Origin of the sequence: Micromonospora sp. NPDC005197 (assembly GCF_040608295.1) — a bacterium.
Taxonomy (GTDB): Bacteria; Actinomycetota; Actinomycetes; order Mycobacteriales; family Micromonosporaceae; genus Micromonospora.
The window spans coordinates 1-17,255 of the sequence record NZ_JBEXHY010000110.1 but is presented as its reverse complement, the minus strand read 5'-3'; the positions used below and the strand labels follow the sequence as shown (position 1 = coordinate 17,255).

The window sequence follows — 17,255 nt, the reverse complement described above, 5'->3', positions numbered from 1 at the left end:
TGGGCGGCCGCGCTCGCTGCCCCCCCGCGCCCCCCCCCCCCCGCGCCCGCCCCCCCCCCCGGGGGGGGGCGGGCCGACGACGTATTCGCCATGGACGGTCAGCCGGTGAGCCCCAGCTCCCGCATGACGTCGTCCTCGCGCTCGTGCGGGAGGTCGAGCAGGATCTGTGGCCGGTCGCGGTCGCAGGGCACCACGTAGGTCTGTGCGAACCGCGGGCTGCCGGCCTTGCCCTGCGGCGGCGCGAAGTCCAACGTCCACTCGGTCGGTACGAGGACGTACCCCCGGTGCGAGATCGCGAACGTCCAGAACGGTCAGACCAAACTGCTCGGTCATCGCCGTGCGGCGTTCGTCGAGAACGGCCCGGTGCCCGGCGTCGTTGATGACGACCGCCGCCCTGCCCGGGTCACCCTCGATGTACGTCTCGGCTGTAGCTCGCGGCAACGGCGCCGTTGTCGCCGGCCTCGCCGGCCCGCGCGTAGCCGTGCAGGAAGGCGGTGATCTGGTCGCGTACCGGTGTCTCCGTCGACTTCATCCTCGGTCGTCTCAGTTCGGCGGCCGTCAGGAGGCGAGGATCCGCCCGTCCTCACTGACGGGGCAGCCCGCTCAGCCAGACGTCCAGCTCCGCCGGGGAGCGCAGCAACACCACGGGCGGCGCGGACGGATCGGTCTGCCAGGCCCGCATCCGCCGGCGGCCCCGCCGCTACGACAAGACCGCGACCTCCTTCCAGGCCACCGTCACAATCGCCGCGCTACTCCGATCGTTGTAAACCTCTGAAGACACGGCCTAGGCGTCGGCGTCGGTGAACGGGTGGGCGCCGGCGACGAACGTGTCGAGCGCGGCGGCGTGCAGCAGCCCGCCGGGGATCGGGTCGCGCAGCGCCGCCGCCGCGAGCCGGCCGACCGGCAGACCGCCCGGGCGGTGCGTCGCGGCGAGCACCAGGTTGCCGTAGCGCCGAGCGCGCAGCATCCGGCGGTCCCCGAACACGCAGACGTCGCCGAAGACCGCCCGCAGCGTCGCCACCTGCACCCGGGTGCCGACCAGTGGCGGCAGGTCCGTGACGTTGACCAGATAGAGCCCGCCGGGGCGCAGGACACGGACCACCTCGGCCGCGAACTCCACGCTGCGTACGTGGCGGGGCATTCGGGCCGCCCGGTAGATGTCGGCGATCACCAGGTCGTACGCGTCGGACGCGGCGGCCGTGACCGCGTCCCGGGCGTCGGCGACCTCGACCCGCACCTCGGGCGGCAGCGGCGGCAGTTCCCGGGCGACCAGCTCGACCACAGCCGGGTCCCGCTCGACGACCCGCTGCGCGGAACCCGGCCGGGTCGCGGCGAGCCAGCGCGGCAGCGTCAACGCACCGCCGCCGAGGTGCAGCACGCTCAGCGGTACGCCCGCCGGGGCGGCCAGCTCCACCGCCGAGGCGATCCGCCGGACGTACTCGAAGTGCAGGTGCCGGGGATCCTCGACATCCACGTACGACTGCTCGACGCCGGCGGAGAGCAGCGTCCGTCCGGTTCGGCGGACCGGATCGGCGACCAGCTCCAACCGGTCGGCGGCACGCTTCATGACGGCACGCTAACCGAGCGGCTCGCGGGCCCGAACCGCCGGTGGGCGGACGGGTCGCATACCGCGCCCGACGGGCCGGCGGCGCGGGAGGTACCCGCGTGCGCCGGCCCGCGTGCGCCGTCTGCGGCGGTCAGCCGCTGGCCATCCCGGCGCCCACCTCGTCGATGGCGTCGTCGATCGAGTGGGCGAGGTCCACGTCGAGCGCGGTCACCCCGTCGGCCTGGTTGGTGCGCACGGTCAGCACGGCGGCCGTGCCGCCCGGTCGCCCGATGCTCGGGCCACGCCCGGTCTCCTCGCGCAGCCGGTCCAGCCGGGCGAGCACCCGGTCCAGGTTGTCCGGCGGCAGCGCGATCACGCGGTACAGGCCGGTACTGTCACCGGCCCAGTACGGCAGGTCGTCCAGCGCCGCCCGGAGCTGGGCCTCGTCCAGCGTGGGTGTGGTGGTGGAGGCGCCCACGATGCCGCCGCCGGCCGCTGGCGGGTTCAGCAGCTCCCGCAGGCCGTCGGGGACGTGCAGGGACTCGACCAGGTCGCCGTCCTGGTCGGCGAGCGCGGCGAGCGTCGCCTCGGCCTGGTAGCGGGCCTGCTCCGGCGAATTTCCGCTGATCCGGCCCACCTCGGCCAGGAAGCCGGGCAGGTCCCGGTGCCGCTTGATGCCGTCCACGGGCAGGACGTCGTGCAGCGAGTTCGGCACGGCGGCGAGCAGCCGTTGCCGCTCCGCCGCGTCCAGCGCGAAGGCCAGCACCAGCACCGTCGCCTCGGCGCCCACCTTGGCCGTCGAGAAGTCGACGCCGGAGCGGCGTCGGACGTCGTCGACCAGGTCGTGGTAGCCCACGCTGTTCACCCCGGCCGCGCCGCCGGGTGGCGGCTGCGGGCGCGGATTGTCCGCGGTGCCCCTCGACGGCGGGGCCGGTCCACCACGCGTGGTGTCCGGCTTGTGCCGTCCGGCCGGCGCTGGGCCGGTCCGCTTGCCCTGGTCCAGGCTGGTGAGCTGCTTGGAGGCGCTCAGGCTGGCGCCGAACTGACTGGGCTGGCTGCCCTGTTCGCGGGCCTGCCGGGCCAGCGCCCGGCGGCGCTGGTTGTCGCCCTCCATCTGCTTGCGCATGGTGACGCCCCTTCCGCTGGGGATCGATCCTGCGCCCGTCGCGTTCCCGCCGCCCCGGAGCCGAAACGGACGCCGCCGGCCGGGTAGGGCTGAGCGTCGATGAGGCTTCATCCGGCCGGGGTGAGGGGTGCTCACCCGTGCGGCCGGCAGGATCGGGGCAGGACCACAGTTCTTCCGAGGTACGCGGAAGGAAGGTCGTCATGAAACGGATCGTCGAGATCGTTCCCGCTCGACCTGGCTGGTACGCCCGGTGGCAACTCGCGCCCGACGCCACCCGGTGCTACCCGGTGAGCCTGTGGGCGTTGCTGGAGGAGGCCGACGGAACCGGCCGGGAAGTGGTCGGAATGGACTGCATCGGCCAGTGGCCGGGTGCGGACGACAACGAGGCCGATGGGGAGTTTGTCCGCTACCTGTACCAGACGCCCGACTCGGGGGAACCCGACGACATCGAACCTCCGTCGGCCATCGAACTGCGCGACGCCGGCCCCCGGCTCCAGCCGATGACCGCGCCCTAGACATTTCTCCGGCCCCCGACCCCAGGTCCCAGGGTCGGGGGCCACCCCCCTTTCTCGGGGATGGTGACCCGTTTCAGGGATGGCGACCCGGCGGTGGGTGGGTGCGGCCGTCAGCCCAGGGCGCGCAGATTGGCGCCGTCGACGGCGACGGTGTTCTCCACGGCCAGCAGCTCGGTGAGCCCGGTGCGGTCCAGCATCTGCTGGAGTCGGGCGCTGACCCCGGTCAGCCGGATCGCCCCGACGCCCCGGCGCACCACCAGCAGGGCGCTGAGGCCCGACGAGTCGCAGAGGCCGACCCCGGCCAGGTCGATCGTCACGTGCTGCTCGCCGTGCAGCTCAGCCGCGGCGGCGACCAACTCCGGAGCGGTGTCGTAGTCCAGCTCGCCGGTCAGCCGCAGCCGGACGTGACCGGCTGCGAGCCGGGTCACCTCGATGGTCAACAGCTGGTGGGACATTCCACCATTTTCCCAGTCCAGCGGCGGAACGCAAACCGCAGGGCCGCGAGCCGCCGGGTCACGCGCTGGCGGCGGACTGCTGCGAGCCGGGGCCGACCGTACTGGTCGCCGGCAGCGGCCGGTCGAGCAGCGCCGCCACCCCGGTGATGTCCAGGATCGTCGCCAGGAAGCGGGGGACCGCCCGCAGTCGCAGCGTCGTTCCGACCTCCTGGCCCTCCCGCCACGCGTGCACGATCACGCCGAGACCGCTGCTGTCGATGAAGACCAGGTCGGCGAAATCCAGCACGATGCCGCGCGGCGCCTCGGCGAGGACCCGGTCGACCTCGGCGCGCAGCGGCGCCGCGGTCAGGTACGCCAGGTCGCCGCCCACGCGGATCAGGGGCATGTCGGGATCGGACCGATCGACGGACATGCTCAGCTGGTTCGCTTCGGGGCCCCGCCCGTCCGATGGCACGATCACGCCTTTCCGCACACGGCGGTTCCAGCCGGTGCGAAGGGATCGTAACAACCGTCGGGCGGGTCGGCCCGGTACGCGACCGAGGGCCCGCGACCTGCCGTGGGATGCCGGTCGCGGCCGACCGGCGTAGGGTGGCCGGAGAGATTTGACCACAGAGGCCGGTTCCGGTGCGGGTTCGGGTGGACGACAAGGAGTGAGGCTCAGCTGGTGACTGCTTCCGACGTCAGGGACACCGACGACGGACGGATCTCCACGCCGAGCACCACACGGACCACGGCGTGGTCCGCCGACGCGCCGTCCTGGCCGAGCACCGCGCTGCCGCCGCTGGCCCCCGACCGTGATCGGGCCGCGCCCGACTGGTCCGAGGTCGTCGAGCACTTCCGCGAGGGCCTTGTGGTCTGCGACGCCGACGGCGTCGTCCGACACGTCAGCCCGGTGGCCGAGCGGTTGCTGCCCGAGGTGGTCCCCGGTGTTTCGCTGGCCGCGTCCGGCGTTCCGGGTCTGGGCGAGGGGAGCCCCGGAGGCTTCACCCACCTCGGTCGTCGGCTCACCGCCCGCCAGGTGCCCCTCTCCGCCGGTCGATGCTGCTGGTACGTGGAGGACGTCACCGAGAGCGTCAGCCGTGCCGACGCGCTGCTCGCCGAGCGGGCCCGCTCGGCGTTCCTGGCCGTGGTGGGCGACAAGCTGGGCAACCCGCTGCACCCGGACCGGGCCGCCGCGGCGGTCGTCCGCCTCGCCGTGCCGACCCTCGCCGAGGTGGCCGTGCTGGTGCTGGCGCCGCGCGTGGGGCGGGCCCGGTGGTGGCGGGCCTCCCGGGCCGCCGACGAGACGCCGACGATCGACAGCGGCGTGCTCGTTGGCCCCGCCCTGCCGGCCGCGATCGCCGAAGGACTGACCGGGGTCGAGCCGCACACTCTCGACTGGCTGGTGGAGCAGGCGGTCGACGCCGGCTGGCTGCCCGGCCTCACGAGTGCCGACAGCCTTGCCCGGGTCGTGCCGTTGCCCGGCCGGGACGCCCCCGTCGGGGTGCTGCTGGTCGCCCGCCGCTCCAGCCGGTGGTACGACGAGGACGACGTCGGGTTGATTCGTGCCTTCGCGGCCCGGGCCGGCGCGGCGCTGACCACCGCTCTGCTCTACCGCGACCAGGCCGAGGTCGCCGACACCCTGCAGGCCAGCCTGTTGCCGGTCGAGCCGACCGAGACCGCCGGTGTGCAGTGGGGCACCGCGTACCGCCCGGCCCAGGCGGGGCTGCGGATCGGCGGCGACTTCTACGGTTCGCACCGGCTCGCCGACGGCGGTTGCGTGTTCTTCCTCGGCGACGTCTCCGGCAAGGGCGTCGAGGCGGCGGTCTTCACCGGCCAGCTCCGCCAGTGCCTCCAGGCGCTGCACCGGGTGGAGTCGCACCCCGGGCGGCTGCTGCGACTGCTCAACGACGCGCTGCTGGAGACGACCCAGGCGCACGGCCAGGGCCGCTTCGCCACCATCGTGCTCGGCGTGGCCCGTCCGCAGCGCGACGGCGGCGTCACCCTCACGATGGCCGGGGGTGGGCACCTGCCGCCGCTGGTGCTGCGTACGTCCGGCGAGGTCGAGTCGGTGCCGCTGCGCGGCATGCTGATCGGGGTGGTGCCCGACCCGCGCGTCGGTGAGGTGACCGTGCGGCTGGCGCCGGGCGAGACCTGCCTGCTCTACAGCGACGGCGTGACCGAGGCCCGCGGGGGCCGCCGCGGCGACGAGCAGTTCGGCACGGAGCGGTTGCTCACGGCCCTGACCGGTTGCCAGCGGATGCCGGCGCCGGCCCTGGCCGAACGCGTCGAGCAGGTCACCTGTGACTGGCTGGGGCACGGCGACCACGACGACATCGCGGTGCTGGCGTTGCGCGCGGTCAGCCCGGGCGGGCGAGGCGCGCGGCACCTGCACGCGGTGCCCACGTCGACGAGCGCCGACGAGCAGAGGGAGAGCCCCGCGTGACCGCCCCCGCCACGACCACAAGCCTGGCCGACGCCTACCCCGGCTACCTGGCCTGCCTCGCCGACGCCGACGAGTACGCCGCGATCGACGTGGCGCTCGGTCTGCTCGACGCGGGCGTACCGCCGGAGCGGGTGCTGCTCGACGTGGTCGCGCCGGCCCAGGCCGAGGTGGGTGAGCGGTGGGCTCGCAACGAGTGGAGCGTGGCCCAGGAGCACGCGGCGACCCACATCAGCGAGCGGGTGGTGGCCGCGGTGGCGACGCACGCCCCCGCGTCCGACCGGCGGGCGGATCGTGGTGGCCTGCATGGACGGCGAGTGGCACGCGCTGCCGCCCCGGCTGGTGGCCGAGGTGCTGCGGCTGCGCGGTTGGCAGGTGACCTTCCTGGGCGCCAGCGTGCCGGCGGCGCACCTGGTGTCGTACCTGCACCGGCACGACGCGCAGGCGGTCGCGTTGGCCTGCGCGCTGCCGATGCGGCTGCCGCACGCCCACCGGATGATCGAGGCGTGTCGGCGTTCGGACGTGCCGGTCGTGGTCGGGGGGCGTGGCTTCGGCGCGGACGGCCGGTGGGCGGCCCGGCTCGGCGCGGCCTGGGCGCCGGACGCGCCGGCGGCGGCGGAGTTGATCGCCGACGAGCGGGCGGTGCGGCGGGTGCCGGCGGCGCAGCTCGGGCACCTGGCCGACGACGAGTACGCGAGTCTCGTCCGCCGCAGGGGTGAGCTGATCGACAGCGCGCTTACCGACCTGCGCGAACGGGTGCCGGCGACCCGCGGGTACACGGCCGCCCAGCTCGACTCGACGGTGAGCGACCTGGGGCACATCCTGGACTCGCTGGCCGCCTCGCTCTACGTCGACGACGCCTCGCTGTTCACCGAGTTCGTCAAGTGGCTGGTGGAGATCCTGACGAGTCGGGGTGTGCCGGCCAGCGCGGTCGCCCTGACCCTGGCGCACTACGCCGCCGTGCTGCGCGACTTTCCCCGCGCGTCGCACGCGCTGGCGCGCAGCCGTGCCGGGTTGGTCTCCGCGTCCCGTTCCGCGGGCTGAGGACCACCCCCGGACGATCACCACGCGCTGCGGACCGTCGTACCCTCCTGCGTATACTTGCCGGACTGCAAACGTCCCACCCAACCGGTGGAGCGAGGGGGAGAACGGTGACGTTCAGCGTCAGCCACGCCGAGCGCGACGGCGGTGCGGCCTGCCTGCGGCTCGCCGGTGAGCTGGACCTGAGCACCGCCGGCGAGCTGGCCGCCGCCATCGACAAGCTCACCGCGGCCGGCGAGCGGCGGGTGCTGCTCGACCTCACCGACCTGATCTTCTGCGACTCCACCGGGATGGCCGTGTTCGTCCGGGGCGACAACCAGGTCACCGCCGACGGGGGCTGGTTGCGGATCACGGGCGCCACCGGGCGCGTCGAGCGTGTGTTGCGGGTCACCGGTCTGGCCGACGTGCTGCGATACCTTCCGGACACGGCGGACCCGACGTCCAAGAGCGCCTCCTGATGGGCTAGATTTCCCCGCCAGCACGGTGACCGTTCCGGTCTCCTTTCTCCGCCGACCCGAGGCAGGTAGTGATGGGCGACAGCCCGCAGCCGGTACGCATCCTGGTGGTCGACGACGATCCGGGCGACGTGCTGATGATCGAGGAGGCGTTGGCCGACTCCGACGTCGAGAAGATCATTGACGTGGTCAGCGACGGCGAGGAGGCGATGGAGTTCCTGCGCGCCGAGGGCCGGCACGTGCAGGCTCGCCGACCGGACGTCATCCTGCTGGACCTGAACATGCCGCGGATGGACGGGCGTCAGGTGCTCGGCGCGGTCAAGCAGGACGAGGATCTGCGGACGATCCCGATCGTGGTGCTGACCACCTCGAACGCCGACACCGACATCGTCGGCAGCTACACGTTGCAGGCCAACGCGTACGTCACCAAGCCGATCGACCTCGACGACTTCAACGACGTGGTGCGCCGCATCGACGAGTTCTTCGGCCGCGTGGTCGTGCTGCCCAAGCGCCCCTGATCCGCGCGGCGCGGTCGGTCGGCATTGTCCCCGCCGCCGGCCCGACGTGGCCCGTCGCCGCGCCGCGCCCGCCGGACGCGCGCGCATGCTGAACAATTTTCCCGAACCGCCTCGGTCGCTGTCGCCGCGTCCGAGGATCCAGATGGGGAAGTAACAGCGGCTGCCTGGGGGCGACAGTATGAGGTTCTCCGTCGTGAAGACCGGCTACGACCAGAGGCAGGTGGATTCCTGCCTGGATGAGCTGGGGATCCGGTTGTCCCGACTCGCGGCGCGGGCGGAAGGCGCCGCCGGGGCGACCCGCGAGTGGGACGAGATCCGCCAGGAGGCGACCTGGCTCAGCGGGCTTCTCCAGCGGCTCGACCTGGGCGACGCCGGGACGACCCGGCAGGCCGGCGACGCGGTGCGGCGGGAGGCGGCCGAGATCCTGGCGCAGGCCCGCAACGAGCTGGACGAGGCCCGCGAGGAGGCCCGTCGCGTCCGCGAGCAGGCGTACGCGGACGCCGTGCAGGCCCGACGGGACTTCGAGGAGGCGTTGCACGCACGGCGACGCCGCGCGGCGCTGGTCGACGAGATCCTCACCGGCGTGACCGTCGAGCCGGTGCCGGCCGACACGCCCACGGCCGCGGCCGGAACGGGTGTACCGGCGACCCGGGTGGCGGCCGGCGGCCGGGACGCGGGGGCCCAGCCGCCCAGCGGGCGTTTGGCCCGCTGAGCGCAGGCTCAGACGGTGAGCGCCGCCGCCACGGTGCTGGCGCGCTCCTCGTGCTGGGCGTACGCGTCGGGGAAGGCGGAGATCTGCACGGCCTGGGCGGCGGCGGTGACGCTCATGTCCTCCCAGCCGGGGATCTCGGCCAGCGCCGTGTAGAAGGCCCGGGCGGCGTACGACGGGCGCATCAGCTCGGCCACCGTGCCCCAGCCGCTGCTGGGCCGCTGCTGGAACAGCCCGACCGAGTCGTGGTCGGCGCCGCTGCCCTGGTGCGGGTACTGCGTCGACTCCGGCAGCACGTCGCTGGCCAGGTTGTAGAGGTTGCTCTCCTGCATCGCGGTGGCCAGCGCCACCACCAGGGCGCGGCGCGGCATCTTCAGCTCCAGGCCGACGTCCACGATGATCTTGGCGTTGTCCATCTGGGTCTGGTCGAGCCCGGCGACCGGGCGCGGCCGGGGTGGCTTGACCGGCTTCTTGGGCGCCTTGCGGGTGGGGGTGGGGCTGGCGGTCGGCGACGCCGTGGGGGTCGGGAGGACCCGGGCGGGGGCGGCGTCGCGGTCCAGCGACCGGGATGCGCGCTCGTCGGCGATGGCGGCGCGGTCGGCCAGCGCGTCGGCCATCGGTCGTACGGGCTGCGGCGCGTCCTCGGCGCCACGGGCGGCGGCGAACGCGCCCAGGCCGAGGCAGCAGGTGACGCCGGTGGCCAGGGCGACCCGGATGGGGGTGGAGCCCAGCCGGGCGCGGCGCGGCGGGTCGGGGACCCGGTGACGGCCGATCGTCCGCTCGGTTGATGCGGCGTCGCCCGAACGGGTGGTCGGGAGCGCGTCGGTCAGCTTCTGGGCGGCGGGGTCGACGGGATGCACCCGCCGAGGCTAGATAGTCGACCGCCCGCTGCCATCGGCCCGTACGGTGGCATGCGCCACAATTTGCCCGGATCATGGCTGTCATATCGGGCGGAAGGCCGGTCGAACCCATGAAACCTCGCCGATCAGGCAAGCCGGGTATTCCCGATTGGACCGGCTAACCCGGTCATCGCTGCGGTCTCCGGCGCCGCCTTCGGCCGCTCCCCGGCGCTCCTCCCTTCGGAGGATGCCCGCTCCACCGAACGGTGGGGGCCCACGGTGGTCGTCCGGCGGAGGCGGCACCCGAAAAGCCGCGAACCGGCCCGGGATCAGTGCCGGCCGTTCTCCGCCGGGGTCACGGTCAGTCGGTGTCGGGTGTTGTCGCCGCTGGAGAACGGCCAGAGCCGGTCGGCGTACTCGACCAGATCGGCCAACTGGGCGCGGCTCAGGCCGGCGGAGGAGATCGAGGCGTGCACGTCGGCCCGGTACCGGCCGTCGTCGTCGCGGCCCAGCTTCGCCTCGGCGCGTACCTGGACCGTGTGCGCCTCGTTCGTGATCTCCCCGGCCGCCTCCACCGCCGCGTGGTGCAGGCAGGACGCGAAGGCCGCGGCCAACAACTGCTCCGGTCTCAGGCCGGTGCAGTGCGCCGCCAGCGGCGACGCCAGCGGCGTGGAGAGCCCACCGTCGTCGGTGCGTACGTGGCCGCCCTCGGCCGTCGCGGTGGCCTCGTGCAGCCAGGAACTGGGGCTCGGCATCGCGTTCCTCCCGTCGCTCCCCGCCCGGCTACCCGGCCGCGAGCGGGCGAAACGCGGGCCACCCCGGGTTCAGGGCCCGTCGACCATCGACAGGGCCTCGGTGGCCTCCGCGGCGGCCCGCTCGTTCCACGGCGACGTCGCCGCAGGTCGGCGTGGCGTGGGGATCATCATCGGCACGTACACCCGGGCGTCCACGGCCTCGGCCAGCAGCAGCGCGGCGACCAGGCTTGTCGGACGCTGCGCCGGGTCGTCGGCCAGGCAGGAGCGGCACAGCTCGGACACCTCCGGCGGCAGCCCGTCGATCTCGGGCAGCGGCTCCGGAGGTTGGGTCCGACGCTCGGTCAGCAGCTCGGCCGCGTTGCTCGCCCGGTAGGGCAGCCGACTGGTCAGGCAGTAGTAGAGCAGCACGCCGAGGGCGTACATGTCGGCCGCCGGGGTGGCCGGTGTGCCATCGAGCTGCTCGGGCGCCAGGTACGCCGGGGTGCCGAACACCATGCCGTCCGGTATCGGGTCCGCGACCCCGGACGGGGTGGCGATGCCGAAGTCGAGGACCTTCACCCCGACCGGGGTGAGCATGACGTTGGCCGGCTTCACGTCGCGGTGGACGATGCCGCTCGCGTGGGCGGCGGACAGCGCGGCGGCGACCTCGGCGCAGACCCGCACCGAGATGCGCCAGTCCAGTGGACCGGCCCGCAGATGCGCGGCGAGCGTCTCGCCCTCGGCCAGCTCCATCACGATGTAGGGCGCCCGACGGCCGGGGAGCGTCGAGGAGGTGCCGAAGTCGTGCACGCTCGCGACGTTCGGGTGCACGAGCCGCGCCGCGGAGCGGGCCTCCGTGCGGATGCGGTCCACCGTGTCGTGCAGATCCTCCGGGCCGGGCGAGATGAGCTTCACCGCGACCGGCCGGTCCAGCACCCGGTCGTGGGCTCGCCACACCTCGGACATCCCGCCCACGCCGATACGCTGTTCGAGCTGATACCGCCCATCCAGCGTGCGCATCGACCACTCCTCGCCCTCGCCCGCCGACGGCGGGTGCCTCCGAACGCGGTACCCGGGGTCCGAGCTGGGCAAACCGTGCGGTGATCGGGCTTGGCCGATCCCGGCGTACACCGGCGCGGGCCGGTGGCGGGTGCGGTAGCTTGCGAGCCAGGGCTGGGCGCACCGAGCGTGCCGGCACGGTCACCGGGGAGACACCGCGATGAGCGAGGTCACCGTACGCTTCGTCGGCGGTCCCGCGGACGGCCTGGTCCGCGAGGTTCCGGCCGGGCCGGACGGGGCCCCGCCGTCGCGTTGGATCATGCGGCACCCGGACGGCACCGGCCCGACGCAACCCGGTCCCGACCACCTCTACGAACGCGACCAGCCGGACGGCCTGGGCGGGTGGAGCATGCGGTTCGTGCGGACCGACGCGTACGGGGTGTCCGAGTGAGCACGGGCGAGGGCTGAACGGTGGTCCGGCGGCCCGGCCGCACAGCTGGCACACAGGTGGGGCAGAGGCGCGACACAGCGGACACGCCCACGATGGGCGACATGGTCATCCAGGGGCAGACCGTGCCGGGCCGGATCGAGTTGCGCCGCCCCGACGGCGAACCGGTCCGAGTGCTGGTGGTCGACGACGAGGCGACACTGACCGACCTGCTGTCGATGGCGCTGCGCTACGAGGGCTGGCAGGTGCGCAGCGCCGGCAACGGCATGGCGGCGCTGAGCGCCGCGCGGCAGTTCCAGCCGGACGCCGTCGTGCTCGACGTCATGCTGCCCGACCTGGACGGCTTCCAGGTGCTGCGCCGGCTGCGCGAGCACGCCCCCACCGTGCCGGTGCTGTTCCTGACCGCCCGCGACGCGGTCGAGGAACGCATCGCCGGGCTGACCGTGGGCGGCGACGACTACGTGACCAAGCCGTTCAGCCTGGAGGAGGTGATCGCCCGGCTGCGCGCGCTGCTGCGCCGCTCCGGCTTCGCGGTCGCCGCCCAGGAGGAGGCGGTGCTGACCGTCGGCGACCTCAGCCTCGACGAGGACAGCCACGAGGTCCGCCGCGCCGGCCAGCTCATCACGCTGACCGCGACCGAGTTCGAGCTGTTGCGCTACCTGATGCGCAACCCGCGCCGGGTGCTCAGCAAGGCGCAGATCCTCGACCGGGTGTGGAACTACGACTTCGGCGGCCAGGCCAACGTGGTGGAGCTGTACATCTCGTACCTGCGCAAGAAGATCGACGCCGGCCGGCCGCCGATGATCCACACGCTGCGCGGCGCGGGCTATGTCCTCAAACCCGCCGACTGACGTACGGCCGCGCCGTCGGCCGCTGCGCACCGCCCGGCGGTGGCTGGCCGGCCGGTCGCTGCGGGCCCGGCTGGTATTCGCCCTGGTGGCACTGCTCGCCCTGGTCAGCGTCGCGATCGGCGGACTCACCACGGTCGCCCTGCGGCACTTCCTGGTCGGCCAGGTCGACAATCAGTTGACGATGGGGGACCGGCCGCGCGCCGACGTGCCGCCGTGGTTCCGCCAGGGCGGCGACCCCGGGTGGCCCGCCACGCCTCCGGGCGCCGTCGGCCCGCCCCCGCCGGAGCCTCCGCGTGGCTTTCCGCCGGGCTCGCTGGCCGTACGCCTCGCCGACGGCGTCACCACGGCGACGAGGAGCACCGAGAGCGGCAGCCTCGCCGACGTCCCCGCCGCGGACGCCGCGCGGCTGGTCGCGCTGCCCACCGACGGTCGGCCGCGCACGGTCACCCTCGGCGAGGGCGACGTCCGGGCGGTGGCGCGGCAGCTACCCAGCGGGGACGTGCTGGCCGTGGCGATCCCGCTCAGCGGCGTACAGGACACCGTCTGGGCGCTGGTCGCCGCGCAGGCCGGGGTGGCCGCGGTCGGGCTGCTCCTCGCCGGTGCGGCAGGCGCGCTGATCGTGCGCGCCACGCTGCGACCGCTGAACCGGGTGGCCGCCACCGCCACCCGGGTCACCGAGCTGCCGCTGGACCGGGGCGAGGTCGCGCTCGCCGTCCGGGTGCCGGCCGGGGACACCGACCCGCGGACCGAGGTCGGCCAGGTCGGCGCGGCGCTCAACCGGATGCTCGGCCACGTCGCCGACGCGCTGTCCGCGCGGCAGGCGAGCGAGACCCGCGTACGCCAGTTCGTCGCCGACGCCAGCCACGAGCTGCGCACCCCCCTCGCGGCGATCCGCGGGTACGCCGAGGTGGCCCGGCGCGGCCGTGACGAGGTGCCCGCCGACGTGGCGCACGCGCTGCGCCGCGTCGAGTCGGAGAGCACCCGGATGACCAGCCTCGTCGACGACCTGCTGCTGCTGGCCCGGCTCGACACCGGCCGGCCGCTCGCCGTGGACCCGGTCGACCTGTCCGCACTCGTGGTGGACGCGGTCAGCGACGCGCACGTGGCCGGCCCCGAGCACCGCTGGCAGCTCGACCTGCCCGAGGTGGTCATCCGGGTGCCCGGCGACGCCGCCCGCCTGCACCAGGTGGTGGCGAACCTGCTGGCCAACGCCCGCGTGCACACCCCGCCGGGAACGACGGTCACCACCACCCTGGCCGTCGAGGCGGACGCCGCCGTGCTCACCGTCGCCGACGACGGGCCGGGGGTGCCGGCGGAGCTGCGACCGGAGATGTTCGAGCGGTTCGCCCGGGGCGACAGCTCCCGGTCCCGGGCGCACGGCAGCACCGGCCTCGGCCTGGCGATCGTGGCGGCCGTGGTGGAGGCCCACCACGGCACGGTCACCGTCGACAGCCGGCCGGGGCGGACCGTGTTCGTCGTCCGCCTGCCGAATCCCACAGCTGACACATAGTCGGCGCACGGGGTTCCGCCAGTCCGGCCGCCGAGGCTGGCCGCATGGACAGAACAGACACCCTGCCGACGACGCCCGCCGAACCGGAGGGACCGCCCCGCACGACCACGCGCCCCGAGGAGCACTCGCCGCCGGCGGGCCGCGCGCCGACCTGGACCCGGCCCGCGCTGGTGGTCCTGCTCCTGGGCACCGGCCTGCTGTACCTCTGGGGCCTGGGCGCCTCCGGCTGGGCCAACTCGTTCTACGCGGCCGCCGTGCAGGCCGGCTCGGTGAGCGGAAAGGCGTTCTTCTACGGCTCGTCGGACGCGGCCAACTCGATCACCGTGGACAAGACACCCGCCTCGCTGTGGCTGATGGCCCTGTCGGTGCGCGTCTTCGGGCTCAACAGCTGGGCGATGCTCGTTCCGCAGGCGCTCTGCGGGGTCGCCTCCGTCGGCGTGCTGTACGCGAGCGTCAAGCGCTGGTACGGGCCGGTCGCCGGCCTGATCGCCGGTGCGGTCCTCGCCCTCACCCCGGTGGCGACGCTCATGTTCCGCTTCAACAACCCGGACGCGCTGCTCGTGCTGCTGCTGGTCGGCGGCGCGTACGCCACCGTGCGCGCGCTGGAGACGGCCAGCACCCGGTGGATCGTGCTGGCCGGCGTGCTGGTCGGCTTCGGCTTCCTGACCAAGATGCTCCAGGCGTTCCTGCTGGTGCCGGTGTTCGCCGGCGTCTACCTGCTGGCCGCGCCGACCGGGCTGTGGCGGCGGGTGCGGCAACTGCTGCTGGCCGGTCTCGCGGTGGTGGTGTCCGCCGGTTGGTGGGTGGCCGTCGTCGAACTCGTCCCGGCCAGCGCCCGCCCGTACATCGGCGGTTCGCAGGGCAACAGCATCCTGGAGCTGACCCTCGGCTACAACGGCCTCGGCCGGATCACCGGCGACGAGGTGGGCAGCGTCGGCGGCGGCGGTGCCGGGCGGATGGGCGGTGGCGGTGGCCCGTTCTCCGGGCAGACCGGCCTGCTGCGGATGTTCGACGGCGAGGTCGGCGGTCAGATCTCCTGGCTGCTGCCGGCCGCGCTGATCCTGCTGGTCGCGGGCCTGCTGGTGGCCGGGCGGGCCGCGCGTACCGACCGCACCCGGGCCGGCCTGCTGCTGTGGGGCGGTTGGCTGCTGGTCACCGGTCTGATCTTCAGCTTCATGTCCGGGATCTTCCACGCCTACTACACCGTGGCGCTCGCACCGGCCGTCGGCGCGCTGGTCGGCATCGGCGTCACCCTGCTCTGGCGGCAGCGCCGACCGCGGCCGGCCCCGGTCGCCGGCACGCCTGACGAACCGGTGGTGGTGTCCCGATGGCAGCGGTGGCGTCCGCTGGCCGCCACGGTGACGCTCGCCGCCACCCTCGCGGTCACCGTCTGGTGGGCGTGGGTGCTGCTCGGGCGCAGCCCCGACTGGTACCCGTGGCTGCGTACCGCCGTGCTGGTCGCCGGCCTGCTCGGCGCGGCCCTGATCCTGCTGGCCGTCCGACTGCCCCGCTGGCTGGTGCCCGTGGTGCTCGGCGTCGGCGCGGCGGCGGCCCTGGCGGGGCCGGCGGCGTACGCGGCGCAGACCGCCGCGACCCCGCACACCGGCTCGATCCCGAGCGCCGGCCCGGCGGTGGCGGGCGGTTTCGGTCGCGGTGGCTTCCCCGGCGGACGACCGCCCGGCGGCATGGCGTTCCCCGGCGGCGGGCAGTTCCCCGGCGACGGCCGCAACGGCAACCAGAACGGCGGGCAGTTCCCGGGCTTCCCGGGCGGCGGTCAGCTGCCCGGTGCTCCCGGCGGTGCCCAGGTGCCCACTGCGCCCGGCGGCGCGCAGGTGCCGGGCTTCCCGGGCGGTTTTCCCGGCGGCGGTCAGCTGCCCGGCGCCGGTGGTGGCCGGGAGGGCGGCGGCATGGGCGGTCTGCTCGACGCCCGCGAGCCCAGCGCCGCGCTGCGCGAGCTGCTGGAGCGCGACAGCGACGACTACACCTGGGTGGCGGCCACCATCGGTTCCAACAACGCCTCCGGCTACCAGTTGGCCACCGGTGACCCGGTGATGCCGATCGGCGGGTTCAACGGCAGCGACCCGTCACCGACGCTCGCGCAGTTCCAGCGTCACGTCGCCGAGCACAAGATCCACTACTTCGTGGGTGGCGGCGGCTTCCGGGCCAACGGTGGCAGCTCCGCCGCGCAGGAGATCTCCACCTGGGTCGCGGAGACCTTCACGGCGCAGACCGTGGACGGAGTCACCGTCTACGACCTGAGCACCGGCGCGGACGCGTCGTGACCGCGCTCAGCGGCCCCCGCGCCGCCGTCCAGACCCGGTCCACCACCGCCGGCGCGGTGCTGGACGTGGTGATCCCGGTCTACAACGAGGAGACCGACCTCGGGCCGTGCGTACGCCGCTTGCACGCGCATCTCAGCGAGCACTTCCCGTACCCGTTCCAGATCACCGTCGCCGACAACGCCAGCGTGGACGGCACCCTGGCCGTGGCCCAGGCGCTCGCCGCCGAGCTGCCCGGCGTCGGCGTACGGCACCTGGACGCCAAGGGGCGGGGGCGGGCGCTGTCCGCCGCGTGGTCCGCGTCGTCCGCGCCGGTGCTGGCGTACATGGACGTGGACCTGTCCACCGATCTGGCGGCGCTGCTGCCACTGGTCGCGCCGCTCATCTCGGGCCACTCCGACCTGGCGATCGGCACCCGGCTGGCGCGTACGTCGCGGGTGGTGCGCGGCGCCAAGCGGGAGGTGATCTCCCGGGCCTACAACCTGCTGCTGCGGGGCGCGCTGGCGGCGCGGTTCTCCGACGCACAGTGCGGGTTCAAGGCCATCCGCGCGGACGTGGCCGCCGGGCTGCTCCCGCACGTACGCGACACCGGCTGGTTCTTCGACACCGAGCTGCTGGTGCTCGCCCAACGGGCCGGGCTGCGCATCCACGAGGTGCCGGTGGACTGGGTCGACGACCCGGACAGCCGCGTCGACATCGTCGCCACCGCCTTGGCCGACCTGCGGGGGATGGGCCGCCTCGGTCGGGCACTGGTGACCGGCGCGCTGCCGCTGGCCGAGCTGCGCGCGCAGCGCGGCCGGGCGCCGCT

Annotated in this window: 20 protein-coding genes and 1 pseudogene; 12 read left to right on the top strand and 9 right to left on the bottom strand. The window is 74.3% G+C overall.

The genetic code is table 11. The features are described 5' to 3' along the window. Positions 1 to 98: 98 nt before the first annotated feature. From ABZU46_RS25525 to ABZU46_RS25510, 4 genes are all read right to left on the bottom strand, one after another. The gene (locus tag ABZU46_RS25525) at positions 99 to 251 is read right to left on the bottom strand and encodes a hypothetical protein (protein ID WP_354861687.1); all 153 of its coding nucleotides are present in this window, start codon (positions 249 to 251) and stop codon (positions 99 to 101) included. 152 nt (positions 252 to 403) lie between these two features. Continuing rightward, positions 404 to 532, bottom strand: a complete 129-nt coding sequence (locus ABZU46_RS25520) for a hypothetical protein (RefSeq protein ID WP_354861685.1) — start codon at positions 530 to 532, stop codon at positions 404 to 406. Between the two features lie 252 nt (positions 533 to 784). After that, entirely contained in the window at positions 785 to 1,567 is a 783-nt protein-coding gene (locus tag ABZU46_RS25515; protein ID WP_354861683.1) for a fused MFS/spermidine synthase, read from the bottom strand. A gap of 130 nt (positions 1,568 to 1,697) precedes the next feature. Next, the gene (locus tag ABZU46_RS25510; RefSeq protein ID WP_354861681.1) at positions 1,698 to 2,672 is read right to left on the bottom strand and encodes a DUF2267 domain-containing protein; all 975 of its coding nucleotides are present in this window, start codon (positions 2,670 to 2,672) and stop codon (positions 1,698 to 1,700) included. A gap of 200 nt (positions 2,673 to 2,872) precedes the next feature. Here ABZU46_RS25510 and ABZU46_RS25505 point away from each other — a divergent pair, with 200 nt between their 5' ends. Next, a complete protein-coding gene (locus ABZU46_RS25505; protein ID WP_354861679.1) occupies positions 2,873 to 3,187 on the top strand; it encodes a hypothetical protein in 315 nt (104 codons plus the stop codon). A 110-nt stretch (positions 3,188 to 3,297) separates the two neighbouring features. Here ABZU46_RS25505 and ABZU46_RS25500 read toward each other — a convergent pair whose 3' ends face one another. Continuing rightward, a complete protein-coding gene (locus tag ABZU46_RS25500; RefSeq protein ID WP_354861678.1) occupies positions 3,298 to 3,642 on the bottom strand; it encodes an STAS domain-containing protein in 345 nt (114 codons plus the stop codon). Positions 3,643 to 3,700: 58 nt separating this feature from the next. Continuing rightward, positions 3,701 to 4,027 (bottom strand): STAS domain-containing protein, encoded by a 327-nt coding sequence (locus ABZU46_RS25495; RefSeq protein WP_354861676.1) that lies wholly within the window; start codon positions 4,025 to 4,027, stop codon positions 3,701 to 3,703. Between the two features lie 279 nt (positions 4,028 to 4,306). Between ABZU46_RS25495 and ABZU46_RS25490 the strand changes: the two genes are divergently transcribed. From ABZU46_RS25490 to ABZU46_RS25465, 6 genes and pseudogenes are all read left to right on the top strand, one after another. Then, positions 4,307 to 6,067: a PP2C family protein-serine/threonine phosphatase gene (locus ABZU46_RS25490; protein ID WP_354861674.1), complete on the top strand. Its 1,761-nt coding sequence runs from the start codon at positions 4,307 to 4,309 to the stop codon at positions 6,065 to 6,067. After that, positions 6,064 to 6,258, top strand: a pseudogene (locus tag ABZU46_RS25485) (B12-binding domain-containing protein); the annotation flags it as partial. The gene ABZU46_RS25490 and the pseudogene ABZU46_RS25485, both read left to right, overlap by 4 nt. Before the next feature lie 112 nt (positions 6,259 to 6,370). Continuing rightward, entirely contained in the window at positions 6,371 to 7,108 is a 738-nt protein-coding gene (locus ABZU46_RS25480) for a cobalamin B12-binding domain-containing protein (RefSeq protein ID WP_354861673.1), read from the top strand. Between the two features lie 107 nt (positions 7,109 to 7,215). Then, positions 7,216 to 7,563, top strand: coding sequence for an STAS domain-containing protein (locus tag ABZU46_RS25475; protein WP_354861671.1), 348 nt, complete (start codon positions 7,216 to 7,218; stop codon positions 7,561 to 7,563). A 71-nt stretch (positions 7,564 to 7,634) separates the two neighbouring features. Beyond that, positions 7,635 to 8,078 (top strand): response regulator, encoded by a 444-nt coding sequence (locus ABZU46_RS25470; RefSeq protein ID WP_354861669.1) that lies wholly within the window; start codon positions 7,635 to 7,637, stop codon positions 8,076 to 8,078. Between the two features lie 178 nt (positions 8,079 to 8,256). Further along, the gene (locus ABZU46_RS25465) at positions 8,257 to 8,790 is read left to right on the top strand and encodes an ATPase (RefSeq protein WP_354861668.1); all 534 of its coding nucleotides are present in this window, start codon (positions 8,257 to 8,259) and stop codon (positions 8,788 to 8,790) included. An 8-nt stretch (positions 8,791 to 8,798) separates the two neighbouring features. On the opposite strand, the gene ABZU46_RS25460 is transcribed toward ABZU46_RS25465, so the two are convergent. The 3 genes from ABZU46_RS25460 to ABZU46_RS25450 all read right to left on the bottom strand — a co-directional run bounded on the left by ABZU46_RS25460 (position 8,799) and on the right by ABZU46_RS25450 (position 11,380). Beyond that, positions 8,799 to 9,647 carry a hypothetical protein gene (locus ABZU46_RS25460; protein WP_354861666.1) on the bottom strand — a complete coding sequence of 283 codons (849 nt, stop codon included), beginning with the start codon at positions 9,645 to 9,647 and terminating at the stop codon, positions 8,799 to 8,801. A 308-nt stretch (positions 9,648 to 9,955) separates the two neighbouring features. Further along, positions 9,956 to 10,381: an OsmC family protein gene (locus tag ABZU46_RS25455; RefSeq protein WP_266241740.1), complete on the bottom strand. Its 426-nt coding sequence runs from the start codon at positions 10,379 to 10,381 to the stop codon at positions 9,956 to 9,958. 69 nt (positions 10,382 to 10,450) lie between these two features. Beyond that, on the bottom strand, positions 10,451 to 11,380 hold the full coding sequence (locus tag ABZU46_RS25450; RefSeq protein ID WP_354861664.1) for a serine/threonine-protein kinase: 930 nt from the start codon (positions 11,378 to 11,380) through the stop codon (positions 10,451 to 10,453). A 199-nt stretch (positions 11,381 to 11,579) separates the two neighbouring features. Between ABZU46_RS25450 and ABZU46_RS25445 the strand changes: the two genes are divergently transcribed. From ABZU46_RS25445 to ABZU46_RS25425, 5 genes are all read left to right on the top strand, one after another. Continuing rightward, a complete protein-coding gene (locus tag ABZU46_RS25445; RefSeq protein ID WP_354861663.1) occupies positions 11,580 to 11,810 on the top strand; it encodes a hypothetical protein in 231 nt (76 codons plus the stop codon). A gap of 101 nt (positions 11,811 to 11,911) precedes the next feature. After that, complete coding sequence (locus tag ABZU46_RS25440; RefSeq protein WP_234588622.1) at positions 11,912 to 12,658, top strand: response regulator transcription factor; 747 nt, start codon at positions 11,912 to 11,914, stop codon at positions 12,656 to 12,658. A gap of 43 nt (positions 12,659 to 12,701) precedes the next feature. Further along, a complete protein-coding gene (locus ABZU46_RS25435; RefSeq protein WP_354861688.1) occupies positions 12,702 to 14,168 on the top strand; it encodes a HAMP domain-containing sensor histidine kinase in 1,467 nt (488 codons plus the stop codon). A 44-nt stretch (positions 14,169 to 14,212) separates the two neighbouring features. Then, complete coding sequence (locus ABZU46_RS25430; protein WP_354861662.1) at positions 14,213 to 16,450, top strand: glycosyltransferase family 39 protein; 2,238 nt, start codon at positions 14,213 to 14,215, stop codon at positions 16,448 to 16,450. Further along, positions 16,447 to 17,255 (top strand): dolichyl-phosphate beta-glucosyltransferase (locus tag ABZU46_RS25425; protein ID WP_354861660.1); only part of this gene is annotated, 809 nt, incomplete at its 3' end. The genes ABZU46_RS25430 and ABZU46_RS25425, both read left to right, overlap by 4 nt.